At 71.8% G+C, this 12875-nt stretch carries 9 protein-coding genes and 1 tRNA gene; 4 read left to right on the top strand and 6 right to left on the bottom strand.

Translation table 11 applies throughout. The annotated features are described in order from the left end of the window. Positions 1-6: 6 nt before the first annotated feature. The 4 genes from PCQ86_RS16705 to PCQ86_RS16690 all read left to right on the top strand — a co-directional run bounded on the left by PCQ86_RS16705 (position 7) and on the right by PCQ86_RS16690 (position 4452). The gene (locus PCQ86_RS16705; RefSeq protein WP_199856208.1) at positions 7-1641 is read left to right on the top strand and encodes an ABC transporter permease; all 1635 of its coding nucleotides are present in this window, start codon (positions 7-9) and stop codon (positions 1639-1641) included. A 68-nt stretch (positions 1642-1709) separates the two neighbouring features. Further along, positions 1710-2066: an arsenate reductase (glutaredoxin) gene (gene arsC, locus PCQ86_RS16700; protein ID WP_103737212.1), complete on the top strand. Its 357-nt coding sequence runs from the start codon at positions 1710-1712 to the stop codon at positions 2064-2066. 330 nt (positions 2067-2396) lie between these two features. Beyond that, on the top strand, positions 2397-3800 hold the full coding sequence (locus PCQ86_RS16695) for a phospholipase D-like domain-containing protein (RefSeq protein WP_270174252.1): 1404 nt from the start codon (positions 2397-2399) through the stop codon (positions 3798-3800). A gap of 289 nt (positions 3801-4089) precedes the next feature. Further along, positions 4090-4452 carry a hypothetical protein gene (locus PCQ86_RS16690; RefSeq protein WP_220637930.1) on the top strand — a complete coding sequence of 121 codons (363 nt, stop codon included), beginning with the start codon at positions 4090-4092 and terminating at the stop codon, positions 4450-4452. Positions 4453-4479: 27 nt separating this feature from the next. On the opposite strand, the gene PCQ86_RS16685 is transcribed toward PCQ86_RS16690, so the two are convergent. From PCQ86_RS16685 to PCQ86_RS16660, 6 genes are all read right to left on the bottom strand, one after another. Beyond that, a tRNA-Arg gene (locus PCQ86_RS16685) sits at positions 4480-4554 on the bottom strand. 105 nt (positions 4555-4659) lie between these two features. After that, entirely contained in the window at positions 4660-8799 is a 4140-nt protein-coding gene (locus tag PCQ86_RS16680) for a translocation/assembly module TamB domain-containing protein (protein WP_270174251.1), read from the bottom strand. A gap of 107 nt (positions 8800-8906) precedes the next feature. Continuing rightward, a complete protein-coding gene (locus PCQ86_RS16675) occupies positions 8907-10811 on the bottom strand; it encodes an autotransporter assembly complex protein TamA (RefSeq protein WP_270174250.1) in 1905 nt (634 codons plus the stop codon). A 5-nt stretch (positions 10812-10816) separates the two neighbouring features. Continuing rightward, positions 10817-12004 (bottom strand): vWA domain-containing protein, encoded by a 1188-nt coding sequence (locus tag PCQ86_RS16670; protein WP_015914183.1) that lies wholly within the window; start codon positions 12002-12004, stop codon positions 10817-10819. Between the two features lie 18 nt (positions 12005-12022). Continuing rightward, complete coding sequence (locus PCQ86_RS16665) at positions 12023-12625, bottom strand: GNAT family N-acetyltransferase (RefSeq protein WP_135149825.1); 603 nt, start codon at positions 12623-12625, stop codon at positions 12023-12025. A gap of 17 nt (positions 12626-12642) precedes the next feature. Continuing rightward, positions 12643-12870 carry a hypothetical protein gene (locus PCQ86_RS16660; RefSeq protein WP_011806654.1) on the bottom strand — a complete coding sequence of 76 codons (228 nt, stop codon included), beginning with the start codon at positions 12868-12870 and terminating at the stop codon, positions 12643-12645. Between the last annotated feature and the right edge of the window lie 5 nt (positions 12871-12875).

The following is a 12875-nucleotide window of genomic DNA, read 5'->3' as shown; positions in this document are numbered from 1 at the left end:
CGTCCCTTGCTGCCACGAATCCGCCGCGCCCTGCGCTCCACTTCACTGATCCTGTTGGCCTTGCTGCTCACGCTGCCCCTGCTGGCCGTGCTGGGGGCGTGGCTGCCCTGGGGCGAGGGCGGCGCGCAGTCCGGCGCCATTCTGCGCGCCATGGCCACCACGGTGCTGCCGGGGTACCTGTGGACCACGCTGTGGCTGGGTCTCGCCGTGGCCGTGGGCGCGGCCGTGGTGGGCACGGCCTGCGCTGCGGCGGTCACGCTGTTCGACTTCCGTGGCCGGCGCTCGCTGGAGTGGCTGCTGCTGCTGCCCCTGGCCATGCCGGCCTATGTGACGGCCTACGCGTATACCGACTTCCTGCAATTCAGCGGCCCGCTGCAGGTCTGGCTGCGCGCCACGTTCGGCCTGGAGGGCCGCCTGCTGCCCGAGGTGCGCAGCCTGGGCGGTGCGGTGTGGGTGTTCATCTTCTCGCTCTACCCCTACGTGTACCTGCTGGCGCGCACGGCGCTGGGCGAGCGTGCTGCGCACCTCATGGAGGCGGCGCGCCTGCTGGGCGCATCGCCCGCGCGGCGCATCCGCAGCGTGGCGCTGCCGCTGGCACGCCCGGCGGTGGCCGCGGGCGTGGCGCTGGTGCTCATGGAGACGCTGGCCGACTTCGGCGTCGCGGCGTACTTCGGCATCCAGACCTTCACCACGGGCATCTACAAGGCCTGGCTGTCCATGGACGACCGGCTCGCCGCAGCGCAGTTGGCCACCGTGCTGCTGGTGCTGGTGGTGCTGCTGCTGCAGCTGGAGCTGCGCGCGCAGCGGCGCATGCGCTTTGCCACGGGCGGCGTGGGCCGCGCCGGCTCGACCGAGGCGCAGCCCACGCGGCTGCACGGTGCAAGCGCCGTGGCGGCGTGGCTGGTGTGCGCCCTGCCAGTACTGATGGGCTTCGTGGCGCCGGTGCTGTTCATGCTGCGGCCGCTGGCGGCCGACTGGTCGGTGCTGCCCTGGTCGCGTTTCATCGAATGGGCGGGCAACAGTGTGCGGCTGGGGGGCATTACGGCCGTGCTGGCCGTGGGCATTGCCCTGGTGCTGGCGTTTGCCGTGCGCCGCCGGCGCGATGCGCTCACGCGTGGCGTGGTGCAGCTGGTCAGCCTGGGCTACGCCGTGCCCGGGGCGGTGATCGTCGTGGGTCTGCTGCTGCCCGTGGGCTGGATGCAGGCCGCGGCGCCCGGCTGGGGGCTGCCCGCGATCATCACCGCCACGGCCGTGGGCATCGTCTGGGCCTACCTGGTGCGTTTTTGCGCGGTAGCGCTGCAGTCGGTGCAAAGCGGCTACGCGCGCGTCTCGCCCAGCCTGGACGACTCGGCGCGCATGCTGGGCGTGGGCAGCCTGGGCGTGCTCACGCGCGTGCATTGGCCGCTGCTCAAGCGCTCCACTGCGGCGGCGGCGCTGCTGGTGTTTGTGGACGTGATGAAGGAGCTGCCGGCCACCATGGTGCTGCGCCCCTTCAACAGCGACACCCTGGCCGTGGTGGCCTACCAGCTGGCCCGCGACGAGCGCCTGGGCGAGGCCGCGCTGCCCTCGCTGGCGCTGGTGGCCGTGGGGCTGGTGCCGGTGATCCTGCTGAGCCGCACGCTGCGCGCGTCGTCGCGCTGACCCGGCGCCGCCTCATTGGACACCGAGGCGGCCCGGTACGGCCCAGCGTGGCGGCCTACACTGCGCGCATGACCCCTGCCGACATCACCATCTACCACAACGCCCGCTGCAGCAATTCGCGCGGCGCCTTGGCGCTGCTGCGCGAGCGCGGCATCGAGCCCACCGTCGTGGACTATCTCGCCCAGCCGCTGGATGCCGTCCAGCTCACCGCCTTGGTGGCGCGCCTGGGCGTGCCCGTGCGCGAAGTCATGCGCACCAAGGAGGCCGCCTACACCGCGCTGGATCTGGCCGACCCGGGCCGCACCGATGCCGAGCTCATCGCCGCCATCGCCGCGCACCCGGTGCTGCTCAACCGCCCCATCGTCGTGACGCCGCGCGGTGCCCTGCTGTGCCGCCCGCCCGAGCGGGTGCTGGAGTTGCTCTGATACCGGGCCATCGGAATTTCGGGTATTTCGGTTAAATTGGCCTGTAACGCTTATGTTTAAAGCGCTAATAGCTATTAAATAAATAGCAAAAAGACCCATTCCCTGGCGCCGCGCCGCTGTCCTACAGTCGCGCGCGGCGCCGGGCCGATATGCTGGGCGGCATGCTGCCTGTTCCGGGCCGTGGGAGAGCGCCATGACACCACCCGTACCGCCAGAAGAATGCGCCCCGCATGCGGGGCCCATGCATGCGGTCGCTGGCCGTGCGGCCGCGGCGCGCGCTGTGCAGCAATGGTCGTTGGCGGGCCCTCGCCGCGTGCTCCACCCCCGCGCATGATCCGCGTGGCCGTGCTCTCGGGCCTGGGCCACGCGATCTTCGTGGCCGTGGGGCTGCTGGTGTACGTGATGGGCACGCGCATCGGCCACCAGCGCCGCCACCCCTCGGCCGCGATGGGCTGGGTGCTGGGCATCGTCACGTTTCCCTATCTGGTCGTACCGCTGTTCCTCTTGTTCGGCACGCGCAAGTTCGCGCGGCCCGCGCGTCGCCCGCACGACCCGCCGCTGGAGGCAACGGAAGGCGGGCCGCCCTGGGCCACGCGGCTGCTGGCCAGCCTGGAGCTGGCGCCCGCCGTGCGCAATGCGCGGGTGGTGCTGCATGCCGACGGCACGCAGGCGCTGCAGGGGCTGCTGGCCACCATTGCGTCGGCCCGCCACCGGCTGGACCTGTGCACCTACGTGTTTGCCTACGACGAGGTGGGGCGCGAGGTGGCGCGCGCGCTGCTGGACTGCGTGCACCGCGGCGTGCGCGTGCGCCTGCTGGTGGACGCCTTGGGCAGCATGCGCACGCCGCCCGGCATGCTGCGCGCGCTGCGGCGCCAGGGCCTGCAGGTGCGCCGCTTCATGCCGCTGCTGCACAACCCGCTGCACGGGCGCACCAACCTGCGCAACCACCGCAAGCTGGTCGTGGCCGACGGCGAGCGGCTGTGGAGCGGCGGGCGCAACCTGGCCTGCGAGTACTTCATCGACCGGCCGGGCCACCCCGCCTGGGCGGACTTGAGCTACGAGGTCCATGGCCCGCTGGCCGCGCAGGCGCAGGCCCAGTTCGCCACCGACTGGCGTGTGGCGCGCGGCCTGGTGCTGCGCCGCCGCCGCAAGGCGCGGAGCACCGCCGCGCCGGCGCTGCCCGCGCCGACCGCACACGGCCCGTTGGCGCAGTGGCTGCCCAGCGGTCCCGACCATGCCGACGACACCGTGCATGCGCTGCTGCTGGCGGCTGCCTACCATGCCCAGCGGCGCATCGTGGCCGTCACGCCGTACTTCGTGCCCGACGACGCGCTGCTGGACGCCTGGTGCCTGGCCTGCCGGCGCGGCGTGCAGGTCAGCGTGGTGGTGCCGGCGCGCTCCAACCACCGCCTGGCGGACCTGGCCCGCGAGCGCGCGCTGCGCCAGCTGGCCGCCGCGGGTGCGCGGGTATGGCTGTCCCCGGCCATGGTGCATGCCAAGGCGGTGCTCATCGACGACGAACTGGCTCTCGTCGGCTCGCTCAACCTGGACGCGCGCAGCCTGTTCCTGAACTACGAGGCCATGACCGTGTTCTACGGCCCGCAGGAACTGCACTGGCTGGCGCAGTGGAGCGACCAGCTGCTGGCCCGCGCGCGCCCCTACCACGCGCGTGCGCCCTCCTGGCTGCGCGACGTCATCGAAGGCGTGGTGCGCTCGGTGGGCTTTCAGCTCTAGGCGGCTGTCGCGCCCGTGCAGGCGAAGGGTAGGCCGGCGCGTTCGCTGCTGGGCGGCGCGGCTGCGATGGGTAGTCGTGGTGCCCGGGTTGCCCGGCACAGGTGCGCCGCACGTCCCTTCGGACCCATGGGGCGTGGGATGCGCGATCGGGGCCGTGCAGTGATGCGGTGGCGCCCTCGTCCGACACGCCTGCGGCCGGCTGGCGGGCACGCCCGCAGCCACCTCCACACTACAACGGGGGTATCGGGCGCACGCAGCGTGCGTCCACCACTGTTTTAAGGAGTGCGCCATGAACGCCACCGATCCGCGATTTCCCCAGAACCCACCCATCGACCCCGACCTGGCCGAACAGGCACGACCCGGCCACGGCGTGCCGTCGCAAGACCCGGAGCCGCAGGCACAGCAGCCCCTGCCGCCCGAAGACCAGGAGCGTGAATCCAAATCGGTGCTGATGGGCGGCGGCGCGATGGCGGGCGCAGCTGCGGGCGCGGCCGTAGGCGCTGCCACGGCGGGGCCGGTGGGCGTCTTTGTGGGCACCCTGGCGGGCAGTGTGGCGGGGGCGCTGGGCGGCGCTGCGGCGGGCCGGCTGGTGGACACCGACCCCACCGCACCGGAAACCGACCCCAAGTCTGGGACGGATGGCGAGCGCTAGATCCTGCGCCGGCATCTGCCCGGAAAGTGGTCCCTCCGACAGGAATCGAACCTGTATCTAGCGCTTAGGAGGCGCTCGTTCTATCCATTGAACTACGGAGAGGGAGGCAAGATTGTAAGGGCGGTGCCATGCCGCCCTTTTGCTATTGAGTTAATAGCTGCTTGCGCTTGAAGGGAAAGCGTTACGGCCGATTTTTGGCATAGAACTTCAGTCGTAGCGCACCGTGTAGATCAGGTCCACCGCGCTTTGCATGCCCGTCTGGCCGCGCAGCGTGAGGTGCTGCGACAGGTCGTAGAAGATGTACAGCGTGCCCAGCACGCCCGAGAGGCTGCGCTCGTAGGTCACGTACAGGTCCTTGGACAGGCGTTTGCCGAAGGTGAGGGCGGCGGCGCTCGCGTCCTCGCCCGTGCCGGGGCCCTTGAAGCCGATCTCGTCCAGACCTACGCGCTTGGCGATACCGCCGGTGCCGCTGCCGGAGCCCCCGCCCAGCAGAGCCAGCGCGGCCTGCTGCAGCAGCGCGGCCTCGGCGCCGCCGCTGGCGGCGCTGCGGCCCAGCACCACCCACGAGAGCTTCTCGGCGTCCGGCAGGTCGGGGTCGGCATACAGGCGCACGCGCGGCGACTGGGCCGTGCCCGTGACCTGCACGCCGGCGCGCACGCTGATGTTGGGCCGGATGGCCAGCACGTCCAGCGACGGGTTGTCGTAGGGGCCGTTGAAGCGCAGCAAGCCCGTTTCCACGTCCAGCGCCTGGCCCCAGGCGCGGTAGCGGCCCTGCACGGTGCGCACCTCGCCGGTCACGCGCGGCGGGGCGCCGGCCGTGCCGCTGCTGCGGATGTCCAGCTGCCCCGTCAGGCGTGTGGTGATGCCGTGGCCCTGCAGGGCGAAGTCGTTGCCCAGGTCCAGCGTGACGGCGATGTCGGGCGGGCGCGCGGCCTGCACCTGCCCGCCGGCCTCGGCCTTCTGGGCCTGCTGCGCGTCGCGCGCGGCCTTGGCGGCGGCTTGCTTGTCCAATGCGGCGGAGCGCACCACCACGTCGCTGCCCAGCGTGGGCGCGCCCGCCTCGGGCAGGATGATGGTGGCGCGGTCGGTAGTGAGCTGGCCGCGCAGCGTGAATTGCCCGCCCTGCAGCCGCGCCGTGAGGTCGCCCGAGACGCTGACCTGCCGGTCGGCGCGCACCAGCAGCTGCAGCGCGCGCGCCTGCGCGCGCAGATCCATGCGGATGCCGGAGCTACCTTCGCCCGCCGTGCCCCACGATACGGTGCCGCTGCCGGTGAGCGTGCCGCCGTCCTGCGGCGCCGCGGTGCGGTTGCCGCTGTAGCCCGCGATGCGTGCGCGGCTGCCCTGGCCGCCGTGCAGGCTCAGCTCGGTGATGGTGAGCCGGTCGCCCTGCAGCGCGGCGCGCAGGCGCCCGTCTTGCAGGTCCACGCCGTCCAGCAGCGAGCGGATGGCGAATTGGTCCGCCGCCAGCTGTCCGCTCCACTGCGGCGCGGTGCGCGTGCCGGACAGGCGCGCGTCGGCGCTCAGCGTGCCGCGCACGCGCCAGCCCGGCGGCGCCAGGGCGGACCACACGCCCACGTCGGGCAGTTCGGCACGCACGGTGGCGGCCAGTGGGGCCTCGGCGGGCCAGGTCCAGCCGTCGGGCGTGCGCGCCAGTTGGGTGCTGCCTTCGGCGTGCAACTGGCCGGCGCGCTCACTGTCCCAGGCCAGTCGGGCACGCAACGCCGGGCCTTCGGCGCTGACCGTGAGTTCGGCCTGGCGCACGCCGGCGGGCGTGCCGCGCGTGGGCGTGGCTTGGGCCGCCTGGGCGCCCTTGCCCTGGCCGCTGCTGTGCACCACGGTGGTGGGCGCGGCATCCAGCGTGAGGATGCGCAGGTCGCCGCTGCTGCGCCGCAGGCTGGCGCTGGCGCGCAGCGTGTCGCCGGCGTCGATGTCCCAGGTGCCGTCCAGCAGCAGGTCGCCCGCCAGGCCCGCCCGCTCCAGCATGCCGTCGCCGTCCATGCGCCAGGCGTTGGCCCAGTCCAGCGGCAGGCCCTTCAGTTCGCCCTGGCTGCGCAGCTGCAGGGCACCCTGCGCGCCCTGGGCATAGCGCAGGGGTTGCCAGCGCAGTTGCAGATGACCGGGTCGCGGCCCTTCGACGAAGGCCTGGCCGGCGCCGGCCTCCACCACCAGCTGGGGGGACTGGCGCAGCTGGATGGCCACCGGCTCGGCCAGGCGCAGCTTCCACGGGCCGGGCTGGCCGGCCGCGTCGGCCTGCATCTGCAGGGATTCCAACTGGGCCTGCCATTGGCCCGCGCCGCGGCTGGCCGCCGTGGCGCGCAGGCGCAGCTGGGCACGCTGGCCCGTGAGGGTGGCGCTGCGGGCGGAAGGGCCCTCGTCAGGCTGCGGGCCGTGGCGCAGCTCGCCATCCCAGTCGAGCGCGGCGCGCGCCAACGAGCCCTGCAGCGTGGCGGTGGTGCGCCGCAGCTCCAGCGTGAGCGGGCCCGCGTCCGTGCCGGGCTGGGGTGCGCGCGCGATCTGCAGGCGCGGCGCGGACAGCTGGGCCTGCAGGTCAAAGCGCTGCGGCGCGGTTGCGGCAGCCACGGCCGTGCCTGCCGGCAGGCCCGCGGCCTGCAGTTGGCGCTGCAGGTCGTGCCAGCCGCCGCGCCAGGTGGCGGCCAGCGTGGCGTTGCCGTCCAGGCTCCAGCCCGCCAATGCGGCGGGCAGGCCCGGCAGGCCCTGCAGCCAGCGCTGCGCGCGTTGCGCGTCCGTCATGCGCAGGTCCAGCGTGCCGTTGCCGCGCTGGGGTGCGAGTTGCCCGTCGAACTGCGCGCTGGCGCCGGGCAGCGTGGCCTGTAGCGCGCCTTGCACGGCCGGTCCCGCCAGGTCGATGCGCAGCGCCTGGGCGCGCACTTGCGCCCGCAGGGCGTCCAGCTGCAGGCGGGCGATGTCGATCCGATCGCCCTGCCACTGGCCCTGCACGGTCAACTGGTCCAGGCGCAGCGGCGCGGGGGCGCCCGCCTTCGCCGCGGCCGTGGGGGCGGGGCGGCCGGCGGCGCGCAGGTCGGCGCTGAAGCGCACGGCGCCGCCCTCGGCAGCGTCGCGGCTTTCGGCGCTGGCGGCGCCGTTCACGGGCGCAGCGTCCAGCAGGGTGTGCAGCGCCGCAGGGTTGAGGGCGCGCACCTCGGCTTGGCCCTGCAGCGCGCGCGTGGCGGGCGTGTAGGCGCCCTGCAGCGTGACGCTGCCGCTGCCCACCCGCGCCAGCGATTCGGACACGGTCCAGGTGGTGCCGTCGAACGCGGCGCGGGCCTGCAGTGTGTCGACAGGCAGGCGCTGCTGGTCCCACGGGCCGGGCAGGGCGTTGCGCAGCGCGGCCTGAATCTGCCAGCCGGGCGCGTTGGCCTCGGCGGGCTCCAGCGCGGCGGTGCCGCTGAGTTGGGTGGCGGGCGCCTGCGGCCACAGCGCGGCGAGGTCCAGGGCCTGCACCTCGGCCGCGGCCTGCAGCAGCGGTTGGTCGGCCCAGGGGGCGATGCGCGCTTGCAGGTCGGCACGCAGCGGTGGATGAGCGGGGCCTGCGCCATCGGTGCCGCGCAGCTGGGCCGTGAGCTGGATCTGTGCACCCGCGCCGGCCAGCGTGCCCTGCGCGCTGGCCTGGGCCAGGGCCTGCAAGGGTTGCGCGCTGCCGGGCACTGGCGTGCGCAGCGTGCCGTTGAGCGTGGCGGTGAGCGCCATGGGCGCCTGGGCCTGCAACGTGGCCAGCAGCGCGTAGCGGCCCTGGGCCAGCGTGACCTGGTCCACCGCCAGGCGGTGCTGCTCGCCGTCGTAGCGGTAGGTGCCCTCCAGTTGCTCGGCGACGGTGTTGCCGGCCCAGTCGATGCGGTCCGCGTGGAAGGGCAACTCGATCCGCAGCGGCAGCACCAGTTGCTGCAGCGGCGGGGTGGGCTCCTGCGGGCCGGGCGCATCCTGCGGCGTGATGAGCACCTGCGCGGCCCGCACCTCGCCCAGGCGCAGTTGGCGGCGCAGCAGCGGCGCGACGCTCCAGGCGATGCGCGCGTCGCGCACCTCCACGGCCAGCGTGGGGCTGCTCCAGCGCAGCCAGCCAATCGTGCCGCCCGAGCGCAGCGAGCCGCTCACGTCGCGCGCCTGCAGGCTCTGCCCCTCGGGCAGGTATTGCGCCGCGCGCGCCAGTGCGCTGGCCAGCGAGGTGTTGCTGCCGGCCCACCACCACAGCCCGCCCAGCAGCACCAGCGCCGCCATGAGCAGGCCCCCCAGCGCAGCCAGCACCCAGCGCCCGGCGCGGCGGCGCGGCGGCGGCCGCGGCGTGGGCGTCGCGCCTGCGGCGTAGGGCTGGTGGCTGGAGGGGTGGGTCATGGAGGTTTAAAAACAATAGCTGCTAGCGCTTGCCAGTAAAGGAATTCGAAAAGAAAACCATCAGAATCCCTTGTGTATCAATCGCTGGCAGCTCACTTTTTTGCATATCAGAACGTGTAGCCCAGCCGCAGGTGCAGCCGTACCTGGTGCGTGTGCAGGCCATAGGCCAGGTCGGCCTGCAGCGGGCCCACCGGGCTTTGCCAGCGCAGGCCTGCACCCACGCCCACGCGCGCCGTGAGATCGCCAGGTGTGTCGGCCACGGCGCCGGCGTCGATGAACAGGGCGCTCTCAAAGTCGGTGCGGTTGCCGCGCACGGTGATGGGGCGCTGCCATTCGGCGCTGCCCACGGCCATGTAGCGCCCGCCGAAGAGCTTGTCCGCGTCGGTGCGCGCGCCGATGCTGCGGTAGCCGTAGCCGCGCACGGTGGTGTCGCCGCCGGTCAGGAACAGCTGGGTGACGGGGATGTCGGCGCCGTCGCGCGCCAGCACCGCGCCGCCCTCCAGGCGCAGCGACAGGCGGCTGCCGCGGCGCACGTTGTTCCCCAGGTCTACGCGGCCCAGGCCGACGAAGGACTGCCAGCGCAGCAGCGTGCGCACGAAGGGGTCGCGCTCCGGGCGCAGCGTGGTGCCCACGCCTAGCTCGGCCGCTAGGCCCCAGCCGCGCGTGGGGTTGGTATTGCTGTTGAAGTAGCGCCCCGTCCAGCCGTAGTTGGCGGAAATCGCACTGCTGGATGGCGGCGCGTCCTCGCCGCGGTTCTTGGCCGTGTCGTGCTGCAGGAAGTAGCTGCGGTCGATGCGGTCCGTGCTCTTGGTGCGCCCGGCGCGCAGCCGCGAGCTGTCCACGTCGTAGCTGCCCGTGGCCTCGCGCTGCAGCTGCAGGCCGGTGAACCAGCGCCAGCCGTTCGCATGCGGCAGCCCGGTCCAGTCGGTGGACAGCAGCTTGCGCTTGTTGTCCACCGCCACCTTGCTCACGGCGCGCCAGCCCAAGCCCGGCAGGCGGTTGTGCGTGTGGTCCATGGACAGGCGCGGTCCGCTGTCGGTGGAGATACCGACGCCGAAGACCATTTTTTGCAGCGGCGCGTCGCGCACCTGGGCAATCACGGGCGCGGCCTGCGGATCGCCGTGCTCGGTGTCCAGCGTGAGGAACACCGCGTCGTAATAGCCGCTGCTGGCCAGGCGCTGCTGGGTGTCCAGCAGGCGCGCCTCGCTGTAGACCTCGCCCGTGGGCAGGCGCGCAATGCGGCGCAGGCCCTCGTTGTCGTAACGCTCGCCACCCTGGATCTGCAGGGTGCCAAAACGGTAAGCCGGGCCAGGCGCGTAGGCCACCTGCAGCTTGGCCTCGGCGCGGTCGGCGTCCACCTCGGCGCGGCTGCTGGCGATGCGCGCCGTGGGGTAGCGGCGCGCCTGCAGATCGCGCAGGCCCTGGTTCTTGGCACTGTCCCAGCCCTCCTGCGTGAACGGCTCGCCGGGCGGCAGCGACCAGCCGCGCTGCAACCGGGCCTGGCGGCGCGCCAGCTCGGTTGCGTCGGCACCGTGGCCGTCCTCGCCCATCAGCGTGATGTCGGCGCTGGCGATGTGCGTGCGCGGGCCGGGCGACACGCTGACCAGCACGGTGCGCGGTGGCGCGTCGGCGTCGGTGGCCTGCTCGCGCAGCTCGATGGTGATCTCGGGACTGAAGTAGCCCTGCGTGGCCAGCAGGTCGCGGGCGTTCGCGTCGGCCGAACCCAACAGCCGCGTGAGTTCATGCGCCTGCAGGTCGGGCAGTTGGCGAAAGCGCTGCAGCTCCAGATGGCGCGTGAGGTACTCGCGCAGGGTGTCGTCCTCCACCTGCACATCCAGCGCGAACGCATCGGGGCCGGAGTCCGGGACCGCCTCGGAGGTGATGGAAGAGGGTGCGTCGTGCGGCGCGGGGGAGGGGCGCTGCAGCAGGCTGCAGCCCTGCAAGAGGGCCAGGCCGATCAGCAGAAACAGCAACGCCGACCACCGGGCCGGCGCTGAGCTTGGCTTGGTCATGCGGGCTATTTTGACAAAAGCCGCATCGTTTCTTCGAGGCCTTTGAGTGACAAAGGGTACATGCGATCGCCCATGAGCTGCTGGATGATGCTGATGCTCTGGCGGTACTGCCACACGCCCTGGGGTTCGGGGTTGATCCACGCGAACCGGGGGAAGGCGTGCGTGAGGCGCTGCAACCACTCTGCGCCGGGCTCCTCGTTGTTGTATTCCACGCTGCCGCCGGGCTGCAGGATCTCGTACGGGCTCATGGTGGCGTCGCCCACAAAGATGAGTTTGTAGTCCTTGTTGTACTTGCGGATGATGTCCCAGGTTGGGAACTTCTCGGCAAAGCGGCGGCGGTTGTTCTTCCACATGAAGTCGTAAACGCAGTTGTGGAAGTAGTAGAACTCCAGGTGCTTGAACTCGCTCTTCACGGCAGAAAAGAGTTCCTCCACGCGCTGGATGTGTTCGTCCATGGTGCCGCCCACGTCCATCAGCAGCAGCACCTTCACGTTGTTGTGGCGCTCGGGCACCATCTTGATGTCCAGCCAGCCCGCGTTGGCCGCCGTGGCGCGGATGGTGTCCGGCAGGTCCAGCTCCAGCTCATGCCCCTCGCGTGCGAACTTGCGCAGGCGGCGCAGCGCCACCTTGATGTTGCGCGTGCCCAGCTCCTGCGTGTCGTCGTAGTCGCGGTAGGCGCGCTGCTCCCACACCTTCACGGCGCTCTTGTTCTTGCCCGCGCCGCCGATGCGGATGCCCTGCGGGTTGTAGCCGCCGTGGCCGAAGGGGCTGGTGCCGCCCGTGCCGATCCACTTGTTGCCGCCTTCGTGGCGCTCCTTCTGCTCCTCCAGGCGCTTCTTGAGCGTCTCCATCAGCTCGTCCCAGCCCATCTTCTCGATGGCGGCCTTCTGCTCGGGCGTCAGCTCGCGCTCCAGCATCTTGCGCAGCCAGTCGGCGGGGATCTCCTTGCGGAAGTCGGCCAGCATTTCCACGCCCTTGAAGTAGGCCGCGAACGCGCGGTCGAACTTGTCGAAGTGCTTTTCGTCCTTCACCAGCGCGGTGCGCGCGAGGTAGTAGAAGTCGTCCAGGCTCCAGGCGTCGTCGGACTTGGGGCCGACCACGCCGGCCTGCAGCGCCTCCAGCAGCGTGAGGAATTCCTTCACGGACACCGGCAGCTTGCCGGCGCGCAGGGTGTAGAAGAAGTCGATCAACATGAAACAGGCCTCCAGCGCTTATTCAGCGGGCGCATGGCGCTGCAGAAGGTATAGCAACTGCGCGCGCGCTTCGGGCCATTCGCCGCTGCGCATGCTGTACATCACCGTGTCGCGGATGGTGCCGTCGCGGCGCAGCGCATGGCCGCGGATCACGCCGTCCTTCTTCGCGCCCAGGCGTTCGATGGCGCGCTGCGATGCAAAGTTGAAGTTGTCCGTGCGCCAGCCCACCACGTGGCAGCCCAGCGTGTCGAAGGCATGGCCCATCATCAGCAGCTTGGCAGTGGTGTTCACATGCGTGCGCTGCACGCTCTGGCGGTACCAGGTGTAGCCGATCTCCACCCGCTTCACGGCGGGCAGGATGTCGTGGTAGCTCGTCGTGCCCAGCACGCGGCCCGTGGCATCGTCGAGCACGGCAAACGCGAAACGGTTGCCTTCGTCGCGCATGCGCAGCGCCGTCTCGATGTAGGCGCGCGTGTCCTGCGGCTCGGGCACGCTGGTGACGCGCAGTCTCCACAGCTCGCCGTCGGCCGCGGCGGCGGCGAGGCCGGCTTCATGCGCCAGGGCCAGGGGCTCCAGCCGCAGGCCGCTCTGGCGCAGGGTGACGGGCTCGACGAAGGCCATGGACTGTCGCTCCTTGCTCATTCTTTCCGCGCGCTGCGGGCCGCACGCCAGCGCCGTGCCAGGTGCAGGCCCAGCCCGCCCCCGATGCCCACCAGGGCGATGCCTGCAATGCTGGCCGCCCCGTAGCCCTCGCTGAAGATATCCATCCCCAGCAGCAGGCCCACGCCATAGCCCGCGAGCGCGCCGCCCACGAACCCTATCGCGTCGGACGCACCTTCCATCAGAAGCCGCTGTGCAGTGCTCATGACGG

The sequence above is a fragment of the Diaphorobacter sp. ED-3 genome, from assembly GCF_027625375.1.
GTDB classification, from domain to species: Bacteria; Pseudomonadota; Gammaproteobacteria; order Burkholderiales; family Burkholderiaceae_C; genus Diaphorobacter; species Diaphorobacter nitroreducens.
This window is presented reverse-complemented; position numbering and strand designations above follow the sequence as displayed.

What these genes read in the sequence shown, in the direction of transcription:
- arsC (WP_103737212.1), top strand. Translation starts at nt 1,710, where the DNA reads ATGACCCCTGCCGACATCACCATCTACCACAACGCCCGCTGCAGCAAT.
- PCQ86_RS16695 (WP_270174252.1), top strand. Translation starts at nt 2,397, where the DNA reads ATGATCCGCGTGGCCGTGCTCTCGGGCCTGGGCCACGCGATCTTCGTG.
- PCQ86_RS16690 (WP_220637930.1), top strand. Translation starts at nt 4,090, where the DNA reads ATGAACGCCACCGATCCGCGATTTCCCCAGAACCCACCCATCGACCCC.
- PCQ86_RS16680 (WP_270174251.1), bottom strand. Translation starts at nt 8,799, where the DNA reads ATGACCCACCCCTCCAGCCACCAGCCCTACGCCGCAGGCGCGACGCCC.
- PCQ86_RS16675 (WP_270174250.1), bottom strand. Translation starts at nt 10,811, where the DNA reads ATGACCAAGCCAAGCTCAGCGCCGGCCCGGTGGTCGGCGTTGCTGTTT.
- PCQ86_RS16670 (WP_015914183.1), bottom strand. Translation starts at nt 12,004, where the DNA reads ATGTTGATCGACTTCTTCTACACCCTGCGCGCCGGCAAGCTGCCGGTG.
- PCQ86_RS16665 (WP_135149825.1), bottom strand. Translation starts at nt 12,625, where the DNA reads ATGGCCTTCGTCGAGCCCGTCACCCTGCGCCAGAGCGGCCTGCGGCTG.
- PCQ86_RS16660 (WP_011806654.1), bottom strand. Translation starts at nt 12,870, where the DNA reads ATGAGCACTGCACAGCGGCTTCTGATGGAAGGTGCGTCCGACGCGATA.